The sequence below is a fragment of the Phycisphaerae bacterium genome, from assembly GCA_028714855.1.
In the GTDB taxonomy this organism is placed as follows: Bacteria; Planctomycetota; Phycisphaerae; order Sedimentisphaerales; family Anaerobacaceae; genus CAIYOL01.
In genome coordinates this window covers 219,817-242,900 of sequence record JAQTLP010000002.1, presented here as the reverse complement: position 1 = coordinate 242,900, position 23,084 = coordinate 219,817, and the positions used below count along the sequence as shown (strand labels likewise).

The window sequence follows — 23,084 nt, the reverse complement described above, 5'->3', positions numbered from 1 at the left end:
AGAAATTTTTCAACCAAATGCGCAGGGAGGTAAAAGCAAAAATCCATTTTTCTCAAAAATTTTTACTCCTTTTCCCGCAACGACTTAGCCAAAATCACATTCCTGAAAGTTCCGGAATTTTCGCATCAATCGCGCAAGTCTGCCCTATTTATAGAAAGGAGGTACTACGTTATGAAAAACCAAAAACTTTACTTTGTCCTTTTGTGCCTTAGTGCCTTTGTGGCTCAAATTCAATCAATCAAAAACAATAAATTATGCAAAACAAAGCCAATTTTATCAAGCGTGAACCACTTGTGCAGCTGCGTGCGGCTGTCGCTGGCGGACTTGTTCGACAAACGCCTCGAGGCGTGTGGTCAATGTAGAATCTTCCTGCCCGTCGAAACTCAAATTCAAAATCGGCATGTCGGCACAATCGGCGCTTATCCGTCTTGTTTGAGTATTGACAATAGTCGAGGGCATACAGCTAAACGGCATCGCATTGACTACGCCGCCGAAACCCTGATGGTGATACTCTATCATTTTGCCTACACTAAGGATTGCTTCGCCCTCGAACGAATGATGTATGTAGGGTTTGGCCAGTTCAATTATGTAGTCCAGCGGGCCTTCAGACAAGCTCAATTGATTGTAGAGGCCGGATGCCCGAAGCATTTTCTCCAACGGCTCGGCGAGGGCCTTTTCAATCCTGCGCTGAAAATAGTCCTGAAAGACATTTGTAAACCAGTCCCGATAATTGCCCTTACGTCTGGCCGACAGACTCCTTGTGAAGTTGGTATAGTACATCCACTCCGCCAGCGAGGCCAGGTCGCAGACGGCGCCGAGCTCTTCCAATCGGGCGATTATATTGCTATTGGCAAAGGGATGACTGCGGACATAAATTTCTCCAACTATTCCGATCATAGGCTTTCGGGTGCTGCCATTCAGCTTAACAGCCGCAAAGTCCCCTGCGATAGATTCCATCAGCCGGCGCATCTGGGAAAAACTAAAGCGGCCTTCAACGGCCTGCGTCCATCGCCTGATGGACTGGTCATAGACCCGCTGGGCCTGACGCGAATCCGCAGCGAAAGGCCTGATGCGCAAAATAAGTTTCCGCAGCAAATCTATGCCGCTAACGGAAATCCAGATGTCCTTCATAAACTTTCCCATGCTCGAGCCGACGCCTTTGGTGAATTCCCTGTAGAAGCCGCTATCCTGGTTCGGCGCGATGACGGGGACATCTTCTGCGCCGGCGTATTTCAGGATAAGGCGGTGGAGACAGCTATACATTCCAAACCTGCAGGGGCCCGAAGAGGCAGGCATAAAAAAGGCGGCCTTGGCGGGATCGAAGCCCTTCGCCCTGATTACCTTCAGCATATCGCCGCTGGTAATAGCACAGGGCAGGCATTCCTTCCCGGAGGTAAATTGCCTTCCCTGCAAAAGGGCGGCTTCGTCTGCCAGCGGCATAACCTCCGCAGGCTGACCATGAGCCTTAAAGCAGGCAACGACGCCATAAGCACAATCGCTCATATAAGGAATATACAGCGTGCGTTCGCGGCTAATTCCTTCCGGAATCGCCAGCTTCTTGGCCTGTGGCTTTTTCTCCAACGAATGATAATGTTTCAAGCTGTCGAGAAAGGCTTCGAGCCGGGTAATTACCCCGGCATCGGCAGAGTGTTCATCAAGCTCCAGCAGCAGGCAGGGTTTTTGTGCCATTATGTCCTTGAAAAACGTCAGAAGGAATGAATCCGGCCCGCAGCTGAAGTTGGATAGATATATCGCAAAAAGCCGCGGATCTCTTTTGATTATCTCGGCTGCTCTCAAAATCTTCTGGCCATACGACCAGTAAGCCTGTTCGTGAAGCAACGGGTCAGTCAATGGTGTATCGTCGAGGGCGAGCATATCAATAGGTATTACCCTGACACCAAGCTCATCGAACTTTTTGGAAAGTTGCAGGTTAAGCCCTTCATCGCAGCCGTTATACGGGCGCGAGATAAGCACGAACAGTTTCTGTTCAGGCCCGAGCTGGTCGAGAATTTCTTTGCCTTTATCCAGCAAGGCTGACTCAAACTTTTGCTGGGCTGCAAATCCCTTTTCGAGGGCCTTTCGTGCAGAAGACGCCGAAACCCCCAGCGTCCTGCCGAGAGCAATGAAGCTTTTTTGTAAAAGTTTTTGTCCATCACCCATACGAATTGGTGTGGTAAGAATTTTTGTGTCTCCGAGTTTCTTGCCAAAGGCTGTTTGCGCCTGATAAACCAGCGACTGGACATAGGGACACAGTTGATTGGACTTATTCTGCGGGAAGCTTTCCGTCATCGAAACAATGCTCGGCAGGAAGATGTAGTCGACCTTTTTTTCAATCAGCTCGGCAATATGACCGTAAGCGGCTTTGACCGGAAAGCACGGCTGAGCGTTGACAGATTCGACGCCCATACGAATTATTCGCTTGTCGGTTTTGCCGGAGATTATGCAATCGAAGCCCATCGCCTTAAAAAACTGAGAGAACAGCGGTAAAAGCTGCCAATTTGTCAGCGCAAGAGGGATGCCTATAGAAACCTTCGTATACTGCTTTTTAGAAGGCTTGTCGTTCAGACCCGCACATTCAAACAACATTTGCTTTCGGTATTCGAAGGCGTCAAGGCCTTTTGCCTTTGCTGTTTTTTTCTTGAGGTTGTACCTATCGCACCGAGAGCCATAATACAGCGGTTCTGTGTCGGGGAGTTGTACTTTTTTAATTTCGCAGTGGTTGGGACAATGCTCGCACGTAAAGGATTCGACCTGATACTGAATGGAGCAGACGTTTTCGAACCCTTTGAAGCTGCTTTTGGCTGCTTCGCTTTTCTTAATATGACCAGCGGCGATGGCAGCAGCACCAATGGCGCCTGTCACCTCGTGATGGTCGGGGACCATAACGGGTTTTCCTACAACCGTCTCGAAAGCAGCCCAGACAGCCTTGTTAAAAGCGGTCCCGCCCTGGAAACAGATATGTTCGCCGACTTTTCTCCTGCCGACAACGCGATTGAGATAATTTTCGACGATAGAATAGCTCAGGCCAGCGACAAGCTCATTAGTCTTGGCTCCCTGCTGCTGATAGCAGAGGAGGTCGGATTCCATAAAGACGGTGCAGCGTTCGCCCAGCTTCACGGGCTCCCTACAACTGAAGGCCTGTTCCGCAAACTGCCGGTCGATGGATATATCGAGGCGTTGCGCCTGCTCTTCTAAAAAGGAGCCTGTCCCCGCGGCACAGGCGTGGTTCATAGTGAAGTCAACTACGACGCCGTTTTCGAGGGAGATATATTTGCTGTCCTGTCCGCCGATTTCAAAAATCGTGTCGACCATCGGGTCAACAATGGCAGCCCCTTTTGCCTGGGCGGTGATTTCGTTTATGACAACGTCGGCCCCTATAAAGTCGCCGATGAGATAGCGTCCCGAGCCTGTAGTGGCAGCACCGCAGATGTTCACCTTTCCGCCGACTTTTTTGCCGATAATGTCGAGGGTCTGCCGAACAGCTTCGAGAGGATTGCCAGTGGTCATCATATAATGCTTTGCGAGCAGGCGATTCTGGTTATCAACAACAGCGGCTTTAGTGCTAATAGAGCCGACATCAACACCAAGATACGCCTCTATCGACTCGGTTGCGCTTGAGAGCAGATGTTCGTAAACGTGACTATCGGGATACGGCAAGCTCGGCCTGCCTAACACCCCACGGCGGGGGGCACCTTCTAAAGCTGAACCTCGTTGTGTCAGATAGCTATCAATTTTCTCAAGGTGAATTTGTCCGTTGGAGCCGGTTCTTTCCTTGGCAATAAGAACCGCACCAATAGCGCCGGTAAAAAAGTGTTCTTTGGGAACAACAAGTTCATCCTGCGGCAGTTCAAAAACTTTTTCCAGCGCCCTGACGACGCCGATGTTGGCCGCCACGCCGCCGGTAAATATAATCGGCTTAACAAATTCCCTGCCGCAGCCCAAGTCACCCTTTAAGTTCCTCGCAAGCGCCAGGCATAACCCAGCAATGATATCACAGCTCGGGGTTGCCTGCTGCTGTAGATGAATCATATCGCTTTTTGCAAAAACCGAACACCGTCCGGCCATTCTCGGCACGGCTTTGCTCTGTAGCGCCATCCGGCCGAACTCGCCCTCAATATTTACACCCAGCCGTTGCGCCTGCTGGTCAAGAAACGAACCTGTCCCCGCGGCACAAACAGTATTAAGGGTGAAATCCCGCACTCTGGCCCGGCCTTGTTCGGCAGACAAGAAAATCAGTTTGCTGTCTTGCCCGCCCATCTCAATTATAGTTGCCTGCTGAAGTTGCGGGTACAGATGACATATAGCTGCCGCCTGGGCAGGGACCTCGTTTATAAAGGGAATATCCAACAGTTTAGCTAAAAAGCGGCCCGCTGAACCAGTTGCTACAGCAAGGGTGATATTTAGAGGGTTTATTTGCCTGAATATCCTGTCTAATTGTAATCGCACTGTTTCTACAGGCTTGCCTTTGGTGCGCCGGTAATCACAGAGAACACTCTTGCCGGCGCTATCCAGCACAGTTATATCACTGCTGGTTGAGCCAACATCAATACCTATATAAAACCTCCGCTTGTCCTGCGGCAGTATAGGCTGGTACTGGCTCGCCTTGCCTGATATGGTTGCGTCTGACTGTATTCTATCGCTCATATCTTTTGATTTCTCCTGCTGGCTGTTTATGACAACCACTTAATATACCTTATCCTAAACTAAAGGCAAGCGGCGCGTTCGCCCCTACGACACAGGACCCTATACAAACCACAGACGATCCTTGTTTGTTTATATGCAAACTATATACATACTAACTATTTGTCAAGGAAAATCTTTAAAAAACCTCTACACAATAACCCGTAGCAATTAACAGGGTGCTCCAGCCAAACACTGTGCTCTGTTAGTTCCGCCCAATATTCCCGCCAACAATCTAACAAGTTATCCACAAACACCGCAAGGGTTTTTTGCTCTTTAACAGCTTGCCGCACAATATCTTAAAGACCAACCCTCTTTAAAAAGCAACAAATTCACAGGGTGTATGATTACTAATACTACTCTTTAGTTAAGTAAGATTAATACTAATCTATTTTCAAGATAGAGAAAAACCACTTGTGTCCTAATTCTTACACCAAGAGCCCATGCGGTTTTTTCCAAAAAAGGGTTGCAAGCGTGTGCTTTATGGGGTAGATTGCAGTTGTGTTTTCTGGGAATTTAGAGGCTTGGAAACTTGTCTTTTTACCATTTTTGGCATAGGGGTCTATTATGAGATTAAATTTTAACAGAGCCGCCTTGGCAGATGCTTTAGGCATACTAACCACCGTTGTGCCAAGCCGCACACCAAAACCAATACTCCACTGTGTCCAAATTGTCGCCGACAAAAAGAATGTTCACATCTGTGCAACCGACATAGAGGTTGGTATTAACTATTTAGTTTCTGAAGTTCAAGTGGAAGAAGCAGGTGAAATTGTTGTCCCGGCAGACCGGTTAGCGGCTGTTGTGCGCGAGAGCACGGATGATGTTTTGGTGTTACGGGCTGAGGACGGCACTTGCAAGATAGAGGGAGCGGACAGCCACTTTACAATTTATGGCCAAGAGCCGGGCCAATATCCTGCAGTTCCAAGCTTTGAGGCGAAAGCTGATATAGAGATTTCTTTAGGGTGCCTGCAGGCCGGCATAAGGCAGTGTTTGTTTGCTACAGCCAAAGAGAGCACTCGCTATGCTCTTAACGGAGTGCTGTGGGAAATTAAAGGCAAGAAGCTGTCTCTTGTCGCCACCGACGGCAGAAGATTGGCCCGCTGCAGAGCCAGCCTGGCTTCAGCGCCGGCTGAACAGATTGCTAAAGTAAAAGTAATAGTTCCGGCCAAGACGATGACTTTGCTGGATAAAATCGGCGGCAGTGAAAAGGATATTGTTATGGTCAAGCTTGTCGACAACCAGATATTGTTCAGTTGTGCGAATGTAGTTATAAGCTCGAATCTTGTCGAAGGTAATTTCCCCAAATATGAGGATATAATACCGGAGGATTACGACAAGAAACTGGTGCTGTCAACCGAGGCGGTGTTAAGCGCGGTGCGCCGTTCGGCGCTGCTGACAAGCGGGGAGTCCAGAGGGATTAAACTTTCGATAGGAAAGAACAGTCTGATGTTTTCCGGAAGGGCGCCGGAGGCGGGTGATGCGCAGATTAATATGCCCATCGATTATAAGGGCGAGCCGATTGAGATTGGGTTTAATCCGCAGTTTTTAATAGAGGCCCTGCGGGTCATTAAGACGGCGGAGTTCGAGTTAGAGTTGGGTCAGGCGGACAGGCCGGGCTTGATAAAGAGCGGGGCAAATTTCCTCTATGTTCTAATGCCGATTAACCTGAGTTGAAAAATGGTGGACGAAGACGAACAATTGCGCAGAGCCGTCAAGTGGCGAACGGTACATCGAGCAGAAAGAGCGGTCGGTTTGGGTGATGTCCTAAGTGAGCTTATGGAAAAGCGGATTTCGCCGCAGCAAAGCAGAGCCGAATTGATAGCCGAGGCTTGGAGTCAGTTGCTGCCGATCGAGCTTTGTCGGCACTGTAGAATCGACGGCATTTCCGGCCACAAGCTAAAAGTGCTTGCTGACTCGCCGTCGTATGTGTACGAGCTGCAATTATTAAGCAGTGAGCTTCTCGAAGAGCTGGGCAGGCAATATCCGCAGGCGCGGATACAAGAAATTAAAGTTGTTGTCGGCCGAGCCGCCGCGATTTAACGTGAAAGCAGGGATGGGGGCGCAGCAGACAAAGGATTAATATGAAAGACCACAAGTACGACGCGAGCAAAATAAAGATACTCGGAGGCGTGGAGGCGGTTCGAAAGCGCCCTGATATGTATATCGGCGACCGCAGCAGCGGAGGCCTGCACCATTTGGTCTATGAGGTTCTGGACAACTCTATCGACGAGGCATTGGCTGGATTCTGCGACAACATAGTCGTGCACATCCAGGCCGATGGCAGCTGCACGGTTGAGGACAACGGCAGAGGTATACCGGTCGAAGAGCATAAAGAGGCGAAGAAGAGCGCTTTAGATGTCGTGCTCACCACCCTGCACGCTGGCGGAAAATTTGACGGCGAAAGTTACAAGGTTGCCGGCGGGCTGCACGGCGTAGGCGTCAGCGTGGTGAACGCGCTTAGCGAGTGGCTTGAGGTGGATGTGTATAGAGACGGAAAGCACCATCACTTTGAGTGCGCCAGGGGAAAAGCAAAGGGCACTGTTAAGGAGGTCGGAAAAAGCGACAAACAAGGCACCACGGTATCTTTTATGCCGGACGAAGAAATTTTTGGAGATGCCGAGTTCGATTATGACACGTTGGCGAAACGTATTCGAGAGATGGCATATCTGAACGCTGGGCTGCAAATTACTTTTCGGGACGACAGGAAAGACAAAAAAGAGGTGTTCAAGTTCAATGACGGGATTAAGGCCTTTGTAAAGCACCTTAACGAAGGCAAAGAAGTTCTGCACAAAGATGTCATCTACTTTACTAAAGAGGACCCTGAGGCGAAAATGACCTGCGAAGTGGGGATGCAGTATAATGACGGTTATGCCGAAAACGTGCTTGCCTTTGCCAATAACATCCGCAACATCGACGGCGGCACACATCTGTCGGGCTTTAAGACGGCCCTGACGCGCACGATGAATTACTATGCCAAGAACAATAACCTGATGAAGAATGAACAGGGTACTACGGGCGAGGACCTCCGCGAGGGGTTAACCGCAGTTGTAGCGGTAAGACTTGCCAATCCGCAATTTGAGGCCCAGACAAAAGTTCGGCTGACCAACCCAGAGGTCGGCGGTTTTGTTGAGAGCGTCGTCAATGAGCAGCTCGGGCATTTTCTTGAAGAGCACCCCGGTGAGGCGAAGCGGATTTTAAATAAAGCCATTCAGGCCGCTGCGGCAAGAGAAGCGGCCAGAAAGGCGCGCGAGTTGACCAGGCGTAAAGGTGCGCTAAGCAGCGCCAGCCTGCCGGGCAAATTGTGGGACTGCACGAGCAAGGAAAAGGCGGGCACCGAGATATTTATAGTCGAAGGCGATTCGGCGGGCGGCTCAGCAAAAGCCGGCAGAGACAGAAATATCCAGGCGATCCTGCCGCTGAAAGGAAAAATCCTAAATGTCGAAAAAGCCAGGCTGGAAAAAATGCTTGCGCACGAGGAAATCCAAACAATTATAAGCGCCCTGGGAACAGGCATCGGCACCGACGAGTTCGATTTAAGCAAGTGCAGATACGGCAAGATAATACTAATGACCGATGCTGATGTAGACGGCGCCCACATACGAACGCTGCTGCTGACCTTTTTCTTCAGACAGATGTCGCAATTGTTTCTCAATGATATGATTTACATCGCCCAGCCTCCGCTGTACGAAGTAAAGATTAAAGGTAAAAAGAATTCCGAATATGTCCTGAGCGAGGGTCAGATGCACAAGCGAATGATTGCCCGCGGCCTGGAAGGTACAGAGCTTGTAATCAGGGACGGCAAAAAAAGCGATAAGAGCAAAAAAACACAAAAAGTTTCAGACAAGCAGCTGGCCGGTCTTGTAAAAATCCTCGCCGATGCTGAGCGAAACATAGCAATCCTGGCCAAGCGGGGCATCAATTTCGCTGATTTTGTGCAGGCTTATTATGACAGCAAAGGGCTTCCGCAGTTTCGTATTATTGCCGGCGGGCAGGAGGAAGTGTTTTATGCCAAGGCCAAATATGAAAAGCAGCTGGATAAACTGAAGCAGGGCGCGAGCAAAGGCGCAGAGGGCGAGGAAGAAGAGCCGTTTGTCGCCGAGGAACTTCATGAGGCGGCTCGAATTAACGAGATAAACGAAAAGCTCAAGGAAGCTTGGAATCTGGACTTAAAAGATTTTCTTCTCAAACCTGCCAAGACCGTGTCCGGCGAGGCGCTGCCGACAAAGTTTCAGCTTATCAACGGCGAAAACACATACGACATAGCTTCGCTAGGTGACATCTGCGCCGGTATACGGCAGATTGGCGGAGAGGGAGTGGAGATAAAGCGGTTCAAGGGTCTGGGCGAGATGAACGCCGAGCAACTGTGGGACACGACGATGGATCCCACGTCCCGGACGCTGTTGAGCGTCAAATTAGATGATGCAGGCGAGGCGGACAGGCTTTTCAGTATCCTGATGGGCGAGAATGTTGAGGAGCGCCGGAATTTCATCCGCGACCATGCCCTCGAAGTCCAAAACCTCGACATTTAGGACGCCTCCAGCAGGAATGGCTTGTCAGTATGTTAAAAGGAAACGGCCGGAATCCTGCGAGCGGTGTTTTATTATAAAAAATCAAAGATTTTGCTTGCAAAGATTTTCCAGCTTGTCAAAATTACATAGCGTGGTACGCAAGGATGTGAGAGATGTATATTATTTATAAATATGGGGTGCAAATTATGAGATGGAGGCAAGAACAGGTGGGGAAGCGAATATTTATTGCTCCGGTTCTTTTGGTTTGCATGTTGTTGCTGCTCGGCGGCTGCGGCGGAAAGACCAAGCCTAAGGAGGTCGGGAGAACGGAAGCCGAGAAGAAAAAGATCCAGCTGCAGAAGGAAATAGATAAGAAATACGAGAATGCCGAAGCGCATTTCAAGCTCGGCAAGATTTATCAGACCGAGGGGCTGTGGACACAGGCGGAAGACCAGTATGCTATCGCTTTGAATTTCGACCCTGTTCACAGGCAGGCCCAGGCGTCAAGAGTGAAGGTGTTATTGAGCAACGGTGATGCGGCCAAGTCAAAGCTGCTGGCGGACGAGTATTTAAAGCAGGCATCCATTTCGGCGGCGGCGTCTCTTCAGCTTGCACTGGCGTTTCAGGAGCAAGGCCTGGATGAGTACGCGTTGAAGGGTTATCAGCAGGCGCTTTATATGGCGCCGGATTCGGCCAAGATTAACAGGCAGATCGGCTTCTATTATTTGGGCAAGGGTGACAAAAGCCGGGCGAGGGAGTATTTAAGCCGCAGCTTCCAGCTTAATCCCAATCAGCCCGATGTGGCTGGTGAACTTGGTCGGCTTGGTGTGGCTGTGAAGATACCGCGAAAGACTGAGCGGAGCGCCGATACCAAAAAATTAGACGAGATGGTGGAAAAATCCGACAAGAGCCGTTAGCCGCAATAACGGCGTTTTTGATGACAGATTTTTATAGCCCTGTGGCGAAAGGATTCGCCGCGGGGTTTTTTTGTGGGCAAGGATTAATTGCGGAGCATGCGGTGTAAAAAGGGAAACGGAGTCGCCCTCCTCCAGAACGACCCCGCGATATTAAACAAAACCGGTGAGTTTTCTGTGAAACCGATTCTGAAAATTTTCAAATGGGCGGGTTCTGCCTCCTCCTTTGTTTTGTATTGGGTTATGAGCGCCCCGCCCAATATTATTTTCTTAAACGAGAAGCTACCTGCAAAAAGTATGCCAGCAACAGGCGAAAAAAACTAAAGGACGAGAGGCCTTTTTTAACGATCTGCAAAATAGAAAGTTATACCTGAATATCGTTTTTCACGGGGAAAAAGAGAAGAGTCGAAATTCAACGGCGTGTTGTTTTTTCTCAACACCAACTTTACCCAGATAGTCCATCTTTACACATACAAGCCTCATAACATGTTGAAAGACAACAGGATTTGTCTGATGTTTACAAAAAGCAACACGTCGGTGAACGAAATGAACGAACGGACAATGCGGGACATAAGGCAGACTCTTGATGGAGGAATCAAGCTATTTTTTGAGGCTGGGGCGATATTTGGCAGAAGCGACGCGGTTGTTCCAGCGGCAAAGCCAGGTGTCGAAAAGGGTCTTTTTTCCAGCTTGCTGGCGGCCGAGCACAAAAATAGTGCCTTCTCGCCAGGCGACAAGATCATCTGCAATTTCGCGCCCCTGCTGGTTGGGCAACTCTGCCGGGGACAATTCGAGCGGGTCTGCGCTCAAATCATAGACGGAGACCATTTTGTTCGCCGGATAATATATGAACTTTCGATTTGCTTTTACAAACCCGGTAGGGCTTTGGCTGAGCCAGCCGGAGAAATATACTGTGCGGTCATCGGGTATTGGCCCGAGAGCATTAGCACCGTCAAGGCGGAGAGTTTGTGTATCGAAACCCAGTAAGGCCAGCAATGTCGGGGCCAGGTCAACAGAGCTGATGGGGCAAGTTACCTCGGTTTTCGGCTGAATCAAAAACGGGGCCCGCAAACAAAATGGGATTCGAAGGGCTTCGTCGAAAGCGATTCTCTCATGACCGAGCAGGCCGTGCTCGCCAAACGCCTCACCGTGGTCTCCAATAACACAGAAGATAGTTTCGTCGGCGAGATTAAGCTTTGCGAGCTCGACGTCGAGGGCTGCGAGGAATTTGTCTGTGTAGAGAATGGCCTGCTTGTATCTGGCGAGCGGCTCTTTGGCTGGTTCTGCAAACCATCGCGGGACTTCGTAAGGGTCGTGCGTAACCGAGAGCATAAGCGTCAGAAAGAAAGGTCTGTCGTCGGATTTTATCCATTCGACTATTGGCTCCAGCATAGCAAACTCATCACAGGCCAGATATCCGAGAAATGCGTCTTCTGTCTTCAAGTCCTCTCTGGCCCAGAATTTGTCAAAGCCGAGATTGTGAACCAGCCCCGGGCGGGTTTCGAAATTTCCCTTTGCGGACTGGAAAAAAGCGGTCCGGAAGTTGGCGTTCTGTTTTAAAATTGTGGGAATAGAAGCGTAAGGCTTTTCGCGGGGGACAGCCTCTGCGATGTCCTGCGAGGCGGAAGGAAATCGGCCTGTTAAGAGACTAAACAGAACCTTTGTTGTATGCGTAAGCGAGGAGCGGGCGTTTGTGAATTCTACGCCTTGTTCTGCTAAAGAAGCAAGGTAAGGCGTCAGGTTGCTTTGTTTGTCATAAAGGGAGGTGTATCTGTATTGTACGCCCTCAAGGACGATAAGGACGATGTTGCGGTTTAAGCGTCGCTGCATCGGCGAAATTGTAATTTGTATGTCGTCAAAAGCAGGCATTTTTCGTTTGGCGTTGGCTAAATAGGTCTTTGTCAGACGGGCGGAACCGGGGAAGAGGAGAGAGGTCACAGCTCTTAACTGACTATTGTAACGCATGCCTTCAGAGACAATCAGCTTAGAACCACGGTCGCCGAGCGTGCCGCGAGCAAGGACTGCGATAAGGACAAGGAGCACGGAAACAGTAATTCTTACTGCGAAGCGTTTTTGGTTGTAATTGGGCGGCAGCGGTTTTGCTAAAACGGAAAAGAAAAAAGCAAGAGCAATGGCGCTGGGACCGAGGAGGATGACGGCAGCGGCCGGCGATTTTGAGAGATTGATGCCGACAATACATAATGCGTTTATCGGGTCGCGAAATAACGGCAAAAGGACGGTAGGCAGGAGCTGTGTTCCGGTTCTTACAAGCCAGCCTGCGCTCATAACAGACCACGTGCATATAACAGCGGCACAAATACAAGCGGCACGTACGAGCCATTTACGAGGCCAGCGAAAACAGAGCAGGGCTAATACAACTTCGACACCTAAAAGGATAGAGATGTCGGCGAATATCCAGCTAAGGTATTCATCGAGCAGGTCGATACGGTGGGCGTGAAAGAACTTTACTGTAAGGGTGCAAAACAAGGCGCCGAACATAATGACGCTATAGGCGCGCGGAGCCAGGAGGCCGTACAAGCGGCGAACCGGCGAAAACAGTTTTGCATTTAGACCCAATTGTGAAGGCCTGGCAATCATAGTCCGCCAAAATACTAAAAGCTGTTGCATAAAACAAGGGAATAGCGCGGGAATCGCTTCTGTAGCAGGGCGGGCTATCGGGAGTTTTATTTATTCATTGAGGTGCAGGCCTTTAAGACGGAGGATTGATAAGTTCTGTCGAAAATGCTATAAATGGAGGCCGCAACGAAGGAAATAGCACCGAAAAAATGAGTGCCTGAAAGACGAGTTTTTGTTATCATTTTTTCAAACGCCAACGTAGCTCAATGGTAGAGCTCCGGTTTTGTAAACCGGGGGTTGTCGGTTCGAATCCGACCGTTGGCTGTTTTGGGGGCAATAAAACGCAGCCGTGTTATCTTAAGGGGCAAAATCTAGTATCGACTCGAAACTTCGGGAGTCGATTACTTTGTCGGCCACCGTATTGAGAATTCGGCTGTTGGAGCAAAAGGCAACCCCCAAGCCGGCGTGCTTGACCATGCAGGCGTCATAGTCACTGTCGCCGACCGCTATCATGTTCGATAACGGAATGTCGTACTTTTCGCTGAGGTGGAGCATTGCGTTGCTTTTGCAGAAGTTGTGGTTGCAGAGACTTTTGTCTGTTCGCGCATAATAGGAGAGGATTTTGATTTCTCCCGTGGCAACGCCGTCGGAGAATTCCAGCTCATTAGCTATGGCGAAGTCTGCGCCGACCTTGTTTCGGATATGCTGCGCGGTGAACTCATAACTGTCGCTGACGATTCCGACGATGTAGCCGCGGCTCTTCAATTCCGCAATTACCTCGACGGCGTCCGGCACGAGGTAGATTTCATCAAGGGTTTCGATAAGCTGTGATATTTTCAGGCCCTTCAGGAGGCGCGCTATCAGCTTTGCTATAAGGAACGATTCCTGATTGGCTGTTATAATATCAGAGAGCGCCTTGTTTAAATTGAACTTATTCGCCACTTTATCTATGAACCGCCCCATCAGGAGCGTGTTATCCATATCGAAGATAGCCATTTTATTCAAGGGCATCAGGTTCTGCCTGACCGCAAATTCCATTTGGTCGAGAATAAAGCTTGTGGTTTCGAGGGTATCGAGATTGTAAGAGGGGAGATTTTTTGCCCTTTTCAATATTGCCGCTGTAACTTCGTTCGACATTTTTCCGAGCTGATGAAGCTGTTTCGTCTTGTGGGTTATAAAACCGATGTTGACCTCGGTAGCTCTGGCGCCGATCTGAATCATATCAATCAGGATGCCTATGTCCGCGCCGTAGCGTTCTTCGAATTTTATTTTTTCAAAGAACTCGCGTTTGCCGGCGATAACCCCGCTGAGGGGTTGTTCAAATTTGTCCGCCTCCGGGAAAAGCAGCGACAGCAGAGGTTTTGCGACAAGCTCTGTAACTCTGCCGGCCTCTCGTTCGAAAGTACTCTTTACGAAGTCGGCCCGGCCGTCAATTATCGGCCGAGTCATTTTATCGATTACATCGGCGGCGTAACTGTCAATGTCGCTGTCAAGAAATACCACGATGGGGTTTTTCGAGATGAGCAGGCCTTCGAGCATAGAGATGCCTTTGCCCTGTTTTGTGCTTGTAATTACACTTGCCCCCGCGGCCTTTGCCTGCGCAACCGAGCTGTCAACCGAGTGGTCGTCGACGACTATGATCTCATCGACGCGACTGCAATTTTTGGCAATCTTAACTACAGCGGCGATTGTACTCTCTTCATTCAGAACAGGGATAATTACAGATACATTCATGAGTATTATTACCGAAATTGTACGCTTATTACGTTTGCCTTATACGCCGGCTTGCTGCGACAGTTCATTTTACATCTTAATTTCATCAAAAGCCAGTGATAAACTTGTACTACCGCCGGTTTTTTTATTTCATTTCGGCTTTCTCGATAAAAGTCGATTTTTCATCGGCAGGATTGAAAAACATCAACCTCGGAACAAACCTGTCAGCAGCGGAAGCCTTGAAACCGAACGGCCGCGGTAAAACCAGTCTGTGGTCATATCGGCAGAACCCCTGGCAGGAGTGAGTGACTTTGCATATTTAGGATGCACCGGCGGTTTGGCCGTCACCAAATTCAAAGGCACGGCGGAATTTTCATTTACCACGGCTAACCCAGAGTTGTCTTTGTGGATATTGCTCCAGCCGTGGGCACAGGGGCCAAAATCGGTTGTTGCGACATATAATTTTTCGCCCCGGTTCAGCATCACCGGCACTAAACTATCGAACTCGTCACTTATGGAATCGGGGATGTGAAATTCAGAGGCGTGCTTTTGGCCGCGGGCCCTGGCGGCTTTGAGGTATCCGCGAGATTTGTTGATCGGGTATTCGAAGGCCTTGGCGTCAATAAAAATACATAACATACCTTTCGAAGAATCTGTCAACATAGTAAAGTCTTCGAACTTGGCGGCAATCGTATCTATGTAGCCCTTCTCGGCCCAAAGACTTTCAAAGCCGCGAGCGGGGTCCTGAATCATTACGTAAGTCCAGTTTCTGTTCCAGGTTTTATTTGGCGGCTCAAATCCCGCAAGAATCTTCCGGGCGTCGGCTGTTCCGGCCGGCACATTTTCGCCGCCCGGGTACACCTGCGGGTCGAAAACAAACACGTTATTGTGGCCGTGACGAGGCAGCAATGGCGATACTAGGCCTTTGTTGCAGACGGCATCGTTGATGCCGACATAAATCGCCAATACTGTTTCCGGCACCGAAGGGATCAGATGGGCCAGTTCGAGACAATTTATATCTTCCGCCGGCGCCAGGTACGATGGGATTTCTTTCATCAGGTTATATGCTTCAATGAGGAAATCTATATATTGCTGCCTGCTCATAGTAGAGCCGCGGGGAATATGCAAATCCTGTTTTAGTTCGACCTTCATAAAAAATTTAGAACACAATAGCGGCGTATCCGACGGAATCTGCGCTTGCAACGGCCATTTTTTCGAGCATGACTTTGTTGCTGTTGGTGTGGGCAAGCAGAACACCTTTTGTTCTGCCGAGCTTTTTAGCGACAGCAACCGCCGCGGCTGCTGCACCGGGGCCGCAGGCGTTAAAGTTCTCGGCGGCACTTGCGAGCATCTTCTGCGGCTGGAGCTGCAGGGCGAAATCGACAAATTCCTTGTCGTTAACGTCGCTTGCCCAATGCAGAGCTTTGGTGCCTGTCCCCATAGGAGCAAAGCCATAGCGCGGACCATAGTGGGTCAGGTCGGTTGAGCCGATGCAGATAATTTTCTTCTTCTGCAGTTTGATGATATCACCAACAAACCCGCCCAGCGAAATCGACTGCTTGTTCGGCGGGGTCAGAATCGGCAGGATTTTTGTGCCGGCGAATAAATGCTGTATGAACGGCACCTGAACTTCAATGCTGTGCTCATCCAGATGTGCCGAGGCGTCACTGACGGCAGCATCGGTTTCCAGTACGGCGTCGGCCAATTCTTCATCGACGGCAGCCTCGCCCAAAGGTGTTAACCATCGCCCGCTATCATAAACAGCAGGCGAAGGGCCGTAATAGCCGTGCGCCGCCCCGAATATAATGAAGGTATCAACCTTATCGCAGCGTTGTTTTATTGCCGAGAATACCATTGCGGCCAAACTGCCGCTGAAGGTCCAGCCGGCGTGCGGAACAATGCCGGCAACTATTGTTTCGGGCAATGACTTGACAGGGGGTTTCTCTTGAAGGCATTCGCTGATTTCGGCAATGCAGGAATCGCGATCGCCGGGGTAAAACTGACCTGCAACGACGGGTTTTCTTGTTTGCATCTGGAACACCTGGCTGTTATTATTTTAAAACGAATTCCGAAGGATATTTTAACCTTAAGGCTGAGAGAAAACAATGGCTAAAGATATGAAAAGTGCTGTAGCGGTGGTGATGGGTTCCGACAGCGATATGGCGGTAATGCAAAGCTGCGTCGAGCAGTTAAGCGGCTTTGGTATTGAGCCGGTGGTGCGGGTGATGTCGGCGCATCGGACGCCGGAGGCGGCGGCGGAATTTGCGGAAAACGCCGCCAAAGACGGTATAAAGGTGATAATCGCGGCTGCCGGCATGGCTGCGCATCTGGCGGGCGCCTTGGCGGCCAGAACTACGCTGCCGGTCATCGGCGTGCCGCTGATTTCAAGCTCAGGCTTAGAGGGGGTTGACGCATTTCTGAGCACGGTCCAAATGCCGCCGGGCGTGCCGGTCGCGACGGTGGCGATTGGAAAAGCCGGCGCAAAGAACGCGGCTATACTGGCTGTGCAAATCCTGGCTCTGTCTGACAAAGGCCTTGCCGGGAAACTGGCTGAGTTCAAAAAACAACTGGCGAAGAAGTAAAATTGGCTTTGTTTGGGTTTGTTTTGAGTAGTTCATAGTTTGTTGTTCGTAGTTGTTAGTTGTTGCTGTCACTAAAGTTATATTCATTTTGGGGGTTTTGGAAATTGGGTTCGTTTTGCATAATTTGTTTATTTTGATTGATTTTTTCCCTCTGCGCAGAAAATCCTCGATGATAAATCCGAAGCATTTTAATCGGATAATCGATATAAACGAATTTTAATAAATTTGAGTGGCCCTGCCGGCCTAAAGATTTGTCCTGCTGGACGAATGACGTCTATCTGCTGATAAACTGGGAGGAATTATACCAAATTTCGGGTAAAAGTCAAGAAAATTAGCCACAGATTGCACGGATTAACGCGGTTTTTAATGATTGCGGGAGAATAAAATGCGGGTAGAATGTGGAGAATTTGGTGGTAACCGTATATCTGGGTGGTACGGATTAAGAGGAATCTATAATGGCAAATGAAAGAAAAACGGAAAACATTGTAAGAAAGCATTTTACAAAGTTTGAAAAAGAATGTTTGATTGAAGAACAAAAATCAGAAAATCCTAAAATAAACAAATTATTAAAAAATGCTTCAAAAAAAGGAGAAGGCGCAGGTTATCCTGAATTTATAATTTCATTTTCTGATAATCAAAATTTTATCATTGTAATTGAATGCAAAAGCAGTGTTAAAAAACATGAAAGTAAAAATCGTGATAAATATTCGGAATATGCTGTAGATGGAGCACTGCTTTATGCTTCTTATTTATCCAAAGAATTTGATGTTTTAGCAATAGCCGTAAGCGGACAAAGTTTTGGAGAATTGAAAGTTTCTCATTTTTTGCACCTTAAGGGGGAAAATAATGCTGTTCCAAAGTTTTCCAATAAACTTTTAGATTTAGATAGTTACATACAAGGATATGTCAAGAGTCCTGAAAAATTTAGACAAGATTATGATAGCTTACTTGATTTTTCCAAAGAACTTAATGAAGAGTTACACTCTAAAAAAGTAAAAGAATCGCAACGCAGTTTGCTTATTAGTGGCATATTGATTGCATTGGAAAATTCGGCTTTTGAAATATCTTATAAAAAACATTCTAAACCAGAAGACCTTGCAAATAATCTGGCAGATACTATTTCTAATGAACTAAAAAATGCCAATCTTCATGGTAAGAAATTAGAAAGTTTAAAAACAGCCTTTACTTTCATTAGGACTCATACGGCTCTTTCAGGTGAAAAAAATGTATTGTCTAATATAATTGATAACATTGACACTCATATAAATCATTTCATTAAAACATATAAATATTTTGATGTGCTAGGACAATTTTACATCGAATTTCTGAGATATGCAAATAACGATAAAGGATTGGGAATAGTTTTAACACCCCATCATATCACTCATTTATTTGCTGAATTAGCAGACGTAAATAAAGACAGTGTAATTTTGGATAATTGTTGCGGTACCGGTGGTTTTTTGATCAGTGCTATGAGCAAAATGATAAAAGATGCAAAAGATGACAAGAGGAAAGTAGAATCAATAAAAAACAAACAATTAATCGGGATAGAATGGCAAGATGATATATTTGCTTTGGCGTGCTCTAATATGTTTATTCATCAAGACGGAAAAACTAATATAATACATGGTAGCTGTTTTGATGGAAAAGTTATCCAGCAAGTTAAAGAATTTCGACCAAACACGGGTTTTTTAAATCCGCCATATCCCAATATAGACACAGATCCATTGGAATTAGAATTTGTACTAAATAATTTAGAAATATTACAACCCAATAGCCCTTGTGTTGCGATTATTCCGATTAGTTGTGTCTTGGCGTCTAAAGGGAAGGAATACGAGCTAAAGCGAAGAATATTAGAGTCGCATACTTTAGAAGCTGCCATGTCTATGCCCAACCAATTATTTTATAACAACGATGTAGGAGTTGTTACTTCTGTTTTAGTAATTACCGCACATAAACCACATCCTCGTGGTAAAAAAACGTGGTTCGGATATTTTAAGAATGATGGATACACAGTACAAAAGCATAAAGGCAGAGGTGATTTCGGCCGGGAATGGGATGCTATAGAAAAACAATGGGTCGATATATTTAAAAATAGAAAAGTAATAAAAGGATTAAGTTTATTAAAAGAAGTGGCACCCGAAGATGAATGGTGCGCAGAAGCATATATGAAAACGAAATATTCTGAATTAATGGAGCAAAATTTTATTAAAGAATTAAAAAAATATGCCGCCTTTACAATTATAACGAGTGACTAAAGAATGAAATTAGTTCCGCTAAATAGTATATTTAATATTGAATACGGAAATAAGCTGGACTTTAATAAAATGGTTAAAGCTGATGATGAAAAAGACGGCATCAACTTTATATCAAGAGCAAGCAAGAATTTTGGCATTACAGGGAAAGTCAAAGAAGATGCTTTGCATGAACCCTATGAAGCTGGTTTAATTACTGTCACGTTGGGGGGTTCTTATTTATTAGCTTCGTTTATTCAGCCAGATAAATTTTATACTGCACAAAATATTAAAGTTTTAAAACCAATACATTCTTTAACATTCAACGAAAAGCTTTTTTATTGCTTATGTATTCAGCAAAATAGATTTAAGTATAGTTCGCATGGCAGAGAAGCAAATGTTTCATTAGATAACTTATTGGTTCCCATCGCAATGCCAAAAGAACTTGAAAAAGTTTCTTTAAATAATATTGTAAAGGATTCGAGTGCTCCTGTTAAAGAAACCAAGATAAAATTAGACGTTTCTAAATGGCAACATTTCAAGTTGTCTGATTTGTTTGAAATTACAGGAAGTAAAACGACACCACTAAAGAAATTAGAAGAATATGGTGTAGGTGAATATCCTTATGTAACAACACAAGCCACAAATAATGGTGTTTCGGGATTTTATAATTTTAAAACAGAAGAAGGAAATGTATTAACTGTTGATTCAGCAGTTGTAGGATATTGCAGTTATCAGCCGCAGGCTTTTTCCGCCAGTGACCATGTAGAAAAATTAATTCCAAAATTTGAACTGAATAAATATATAGCAATGTTTTTTACTACCATATTGAATTTGGAACAATATAGATATAATTACGGCAGAAAATCGTGTCAAGAAAGAATGAGAAAACTAAAAGTAAAACTTCCAGTTGACGAAAAAGGAAATCCGGATTGGCAATTTATGGAAGATTATATAAAATCATTACCATATAGTTCAAATTTGTAACTTGTTTATTTAGTTATATTTTCTAAAAAAATAAGCTACTCTTCCTTACCCCATTTATTGTACCAAAGAATATAGAAGCTGGATTCCCGCTTTCGCGGGAATGACATGAGACAAAAAGCGGTTTGTTTTCCGGTTTTATTTTACTTCGACGACGGAGTTGAATCCGCCGAAGGGATTCAATTCGTTGGTTTCGTTGTAGGGGTCCTGCTGCCACTGGCCATCGACGACGAGGCGGTAGCGATATTTTCCGGCGGGCAGTTTTATCATTGTCTGCCATACGCCGGAGCTGCCGACTTTTTTCAGCGGGGTCTTAGCCGGCTGCCAGTTATTAAAATCGCCGGCAATCTGCACGTTGTTGGCGCGAGGATAAAGCGTTACAAAAACAATCGCATCATTTATCTGGCTGACACCATAATATTCAGAGAGCTTAATGTCGGTTTCTGTCGGCTGCGGCTTTTCGACCCGCGGAGCTTTCGGCGGGGCTTTTACGGCAGGCGTTACAGACTGCATCAATTCATCGGCGGTTGCACTGATTGTTTCGAGCCGGCCGGATAATGATTTCACAATTTCGGTGCGAGGAATTGACCCTTCGACTCGCTCGACCGCGCTCGGAGCAGGCGAACTCACCACAGGCTGCTGCGCTCCTTCGCTTGGGATGACGGGCATCGGCGGCTTTGCCTGCTCGCGAAGACCTGGCATTGCCCATGCCGCGGCCGCAGCTTTTTCGGCAAGCTCGGGGCCGGCAGTCTCGACGCTGGCCGGATTAATAAGCTCCTCAGCCAGTGCGCGAAAATCCCTTTGGCCCTTGCTGGCTGGGTCATATTCGCAAATGGGCTGGCCGAAACTGGAGGCCTCCTTGATTTTGGTGTTGAAGTTAACGATCGTTTTGAACATCTTGTCGGCGAAGTGGGAACGCAATTCAGCCAGAATTTCTCTGGCCATCTTTGTTCTTAAGTCATACATACTGGCCAAGACCTTGACATCTATTTGCTGGCTGCATCGTTTACAGAGGATGCTAAGGGTCTCAAGCTGCTTACTGAGGCCGTGCAGTGCGAAATATCCTGTTTCGACGGGGACAATGGCGTCGGTGGCCGCCCTTAGCGCATTGAGGGTCAACAGGCCCACGGCCGGCGGACAATCGATTATTGCGTATTCGTATTCGTTCTTTATTCCTTCGAGGACGCTTTTCAGGCAGGATTCGCGCTCGGCGATGCCGGCCATTTGCTGCTCAAAGGCCGACAGGTCTATACTGGCAGGCGCCAGCTCGAGCTTATCGCTAATCTGCCAGAGTATCTCCGCCAGCCTTATGGGTTCGTTTCTGCTTGTGCTTATCAGGACGTCGTAGATACTTTGCTCAATCTGGTCTTCCGGCACGGCAAGGCCGACGGCGCAATGCGACTGCGGGTCCATATCGACCAGTAATGTTTTATGGCCAAGCTCAGCAAGGGCGCTTGCGAGGTTTATCGAGACAGTTGTTTTGCCGCATCCGCCTTTTTGATTAACAACTGCTATGGTCCTCATAGATTATCTCCCTGCATAGAATCCATTCCCTTCAGAGAAGGACTTATCACAGATACAGTCCGAAACCTGCGGTTTCAGCACTGAAAAGCGGCTGAACGCCCACTGTTTTATTCGGCAAAGAAAAGCAGAAAACTTTACCTTTTTATTGGACTTGCCGATAAAAGTGCCAAAATAGTACTGTAAATGAGGGATGGTTATCCTGGTTCGCCTTAGTGCTTGCCTTAAAATGAGGCGAGGGCTTCTAAGCCTATTCTTTTTGCAGGAGCTCTATAATTTCGGCCTTTGAGGGCAATGCCTCAAGCGAGCCGAATTTCGTGCAGGTCAGTGCTCCCGCCGCCGAGGCGAATTTAACCGCTTTTCTTAAATCGTCCCCCACGGCGCAGGAGGCGGCTAGTGCTCCCGCAAAGGCGTCACCTCTGCCGGTCTGGTCAACAAGCTCGACTTCGAAAGCCTGGATGTGGTCGGCGCCATTTCTGTCAACAACCATACAGCCGCGCCTGCCCATTGTTATGACTACGGAATCGGCGCCGCGGGCGACCAAATCAGAGCCGATGAGTTTGGCGGCGTGGATGTTGGCGTCGGACTGGTCGGTGATGTCGGCGGCTTCGTAAAGATTTGGTATCAGAATATCGGCTGAAAAATAATCGGCAGGCAGAGCATTGTTCTCCCGGCCGAGATGCTCCATCGGTCTTGCAGGATTGAGAATGACCTTGACGCCGTGCACCTTGGCGCATCGAATGGCCGCCGCGACAGCATCGTGCGGCAGTTGACCGTGAATCAAACAGACATCAGCCTTGGAGATGACCTGCTCGGCTTCGTTGATGTCCTGCGGCTGCAGGGCTGTGTTGGCGCCGGCGTATGTAAGGCTGGCATTTTCGCCTTTGGCGTCAACTAAGGTTACAACGACACCTGTATTCTTAGCTTCGATGGTGCGAATGAAGTCTGTATTAATATCGAACTCGGCGAGACTTGCCTTGACCATCTGAGCGAATGGGTCACCACCAACCTTGCTTATAAGATGTACCTGGCAGCCGCACAGAGCAGCTTCGGCTGCCTGATTCGGCCCCGGGCCTGTGGCGGTATATGATAACATAGCCCCGGCAACAGACTGCCCCGGAGAAGGGGCCTGGTCGCACCTTATCACCATATCCACGTGGGTGCCGCCTACCACAACTACCTTAGGAATCCTTCCTGGCATTTTTATCCCTGTAGATTCTTTTGGTGATTTAGTATAGCCGGCCGAGAGTTAAATGCAAATTTTTTTCGCAGTAATATCGAAGCAGATTTTTGCTGAATATGGAGACCACCCCTAAATCGTATTAGCCCCGCTTTTTATGCAAAACGCCTTGCAAAAGCAATAGTTTAAAA

At 47.7% G+C, this 23,084-nt stretch carries 14 protein-coding genes and 1 tRNA gene; 8 read left to right on the top strand and 7 right to left on the bottom strand.

Features of this window, described 5'->3' with window-relative positions:
- Positions 1-276: 276 nt before the first annotated feature.
- A complete protein-coding gene (locus tag PHG53_02800) occupies positions 277-4,644 on the bottom strand; it encodes an acyl-CoA dehydratase activase (protein ID MDD5380555.1) in 4,368 nt (1,455 codons plus the stop codon).
- A 603-nt stretch (positions 4,645-5,247) separates the two neighbouring features.
- On the opposite strand from PHG53_02800, the gene dnaN reads away from it, so the two are divergent.
- The 4 genes from dnaN to PHG53_02780 all read left to right on the top strand — a co-directional run bounded on the left by dnaN (position 5,248) and on the right by PHG53_02780 (position 10,105).
- Positions 5,248-6,354 (top strand): DNA polymerase III subunit beta, encoded by a 1,107-nt coding sequence (dnaN, locus tag PHG53_02795; GenBank protein MDD5380554.1) that lies wholly within the window; start codon positions 5,248-5,250, stop codon positions 6,352-6,354.
- A 3-nt stretch (positions 6,355-6,357) separates the two neighbouring features.
- The gene (locus PHG53_02790) at positions 6,358-6,720 is read left to right on the top strand and encodes a DciA family protein (protein ID MDD5380553.1); all 363 of its coding nucleotides are present in this window, start codon (positions 6,358-6,360) and stop codon (positions 6,718-6,720) included.
- 35 nt (positions 6,721-6,755) lie between these two features.
- Positions 6,756-9,209, top strand: coding sequence for a DNA topoisomerase (ATP-hydrolyzing) subunit B (gene gyrB, locus PHG53_02785; GenBank protein ID MDD5380552.1), 2,454 nt, complete (start codon positions 6,756-6,758; stop codon positions 9,207-9,209).
- Positions 9,210-9,394: 185 nt separating this feature from the next.
- On the top strand, positions 9,395-10,105 hold the full coding sequence (locus tag PHG53_02780; protein MDD5380551.1) for a hypothetical protein: 711 nt from the start codon (positions 9,395-9,397) through the stop codon (positions 10,103-10,105).
- A 597-nt stretch (positions 10,106-10,702) separates the two neighbouring features.
- Here the strand turns inward: PHG53_02780 and PHG53_02775 are convergent.
- Positions 10,703-12,700, bottom strand: a complete 1,998-nt coding sequence (locus PHG53_02775) for an LTA synthase family protein (protein MDD5380550.1) — start codon at positions 12,698-12,700, stop codon at positions 10,703-10,705.
- 231 nt (positions 12,701-12,931) lie between these two features.
- Here PHG53_02775 and PHG53_02770 point away from each other — a divergent pair.
- Positions 12,932-13,003, top strand: a tRNA-Thr gene (locus PHG53_02770).
- 33 nt (positions 13,004-13,036) lie between these two features.
- On the opposite strand, the gene PHG53_02765 is transcribed toward PHG53_02770, so the two are convergent.
- The 3 genes from PHG53_02765 to amrB all read right to left on the bottom strand — a co-directional run bounded on the left by PHG53_02765 (position 13,037) and on the right by amrB (position 16,424).
- On the bottom strand, positions 13,037-14,413 hold the full coding sequence (locus tag PHG53_02765; protein ID MDD5380549.1) for an HAD-IB family phosphatase: 1,377 nt from the start codon (positions 14,411-14,413) through the stop codon (positions 13,037-13,039).
- 183 nt (positions 14,414-14,596) lie between these two features.
- Positions 14,597-15,562, bottom strand: a complete 966-nt coding sequence (locus tag PHG53_02760; protein MDD5380548.1) for a hypothetical protein — start codon at positions 15,560-15,562, stop codon at positions 14,597-14,599.
- Positions 15,552-16,424: an AmmeMemoRadiSam system protein B gene (amrB, locus tag PHG53_02755; protein MDD5380547.1), complete on the bottom strand. Its 873-nt coding sequence runs from the start codon at positions 16,422-16,424 to the stop codon at positions 15,552-15,554. Before amrB ends, PHG53_02760 begins: the two co-directional genes overlap by 11 nt.
- Before the next feature lie 73 nt (positions 16,425-16,497).
- On the opposite strand from amrB, the gene purE reads away from it, so the two are divergent.
- From purE to PHG53_02740, 3 genes are all read left to right on the top strand, one after another.
- On the top strand, positions 16,498-16,974 hold the full coding sequence (gene purE, locus PHG53_02750) for a 5-(carboxyamino)imidazole ribonucleotide mutase (GenBank protein MDD5380546.1): 477 nt from the start codon (positions 16,498-16,500) through the stop codon (positions 16,972-16,974).
- Between the two features lie 455 nt (positions 16,975-17,429).
- Positions 17,430-19,232, top strand: coding sequence for an N-6 DNA methylase (locus PHG53_02745; protein ID MDD5380545.1), 1,803 nt, complete (start codon positions 17,430-17,432; stop codon positions 19,230-19,232).
- Between the two features lie 3 nt (positions 19,233-19,235).
- Complete coding sequence (locus PHG53_02740; protein ID MDD5380544.1) at positions 19,236-20,195, top strand: restriction endonuclease subunit S; 960 nt, start codon at positions 19,236-19,238, stop codon at positions 20,193-20,195.
- A gap of 135 nt (positions 20,196-20,330) precedes the next feature.
- Here PHG53_02740 and PHG53_02735 read toward each other — a convergent pair whose 3' ends face one another.
- A complete protein-coding gene (locus PHG53_02735) occupies positions 20,331-21,716 on the bottom strand; it encodes an AAA family ATPase (protein MDD5380543.1) in 1,386 nt (461 codons plus the stop codon).
- Positions 21,717-21,963: 247 nt separating this feature from the next.
- Entirely contained in the window at positions 21,964-22,914 is a 951-nt protein-coding gene (locus PHG53_02730; GenBank protein MDD5380542.1) for a ribokinase, read from the bottom strand.
- Positions 22,915-23,084 lie beyond the last annotated feature (170 nt).

Bases quoted from the DNA above. Each gene is read 5' to 3' on its own strand.
- amrB (MDD5380547.1), bottom strand. From the start codon at position 16,424: ATGCAAACAAGAAAACCCGTCGTTGCAGGTCAGTTTTACCCCGGCGAT.
- PHG53_02730 (MDD5380542.1), bottom strand. From the start codon at position 22,914: ATGCCAGGAAGGATTCCTAAGGTAGTTGTGGTAGGCGGCACCCACGTG.
- PHG53_02745 (MDD5380545.1), top strand. From the start codon at position 17,430: ATGGCAAATGAAAGAAAAACGGAAAACATTGTAAGAAAGCATTTTACA.
- PHG53_02775 (MDD5380550.1), bottom strand. From the start codon at position 12,700: ATGATTGCCAGGCCTTCACAATTGGGTCTAAATGCAAAACTGTTTTCG.
- PHG53_02740 (MDD5380544.1), top strand. From the start codon at position 19,236: ATGAAATTAGTTCCGCTAAATAGTATATTTAATATTGAATACGGAAAT.
- purE (MDD5380546.1), top strand. From the start codon at position 16,498: ATGGCTAAAGATATGAAAAGTGCTGTAGCGGTGGTGATGGGTTCCGAC.
- PHG53_02800 (MDD5380555.1), bottom strand. From the start codon at position 4,644: ATGAGCGATAGAATACAGTCAGACGCAACCATATCAGGCAAGGCGAGC.
- dnaN (MDD5380554.1), top strand. From the start codon at position 5,248: ATGAGATTAAATTTTAACAGAGCCGCCTTGGCAGATGCTTTAGGCATA.
- PHG53_02790 (MDD5380553.1), top strand. From the start codon at position 6,358: ATGGTGGACGAAGACGAACAATTGCGCAGAGCCGTCAAGTGGCGAACG.
- PHG53_02735 (MDD5380543.1), bottom strand. From the start codon at position 21,716: ATGAGGACCATAGCAGTTGTTAATCAAAAAGGCGGATGCGGCAAAACA.
- PHG53_02780 (MDD5380551.1), top strand. From the start codon at position 9,395: ATGAGATGGAGGCAAGAACAGGTGGGGAAGCGAATATTTATTGCTCCG.
- PHG53_02765 (MDD5380549.1), bottom strand. From the start codon at position 14,413: ATGAATGTATCTGTAATTATCCCTGTTCTGAATGAAGAGAGTACAATC.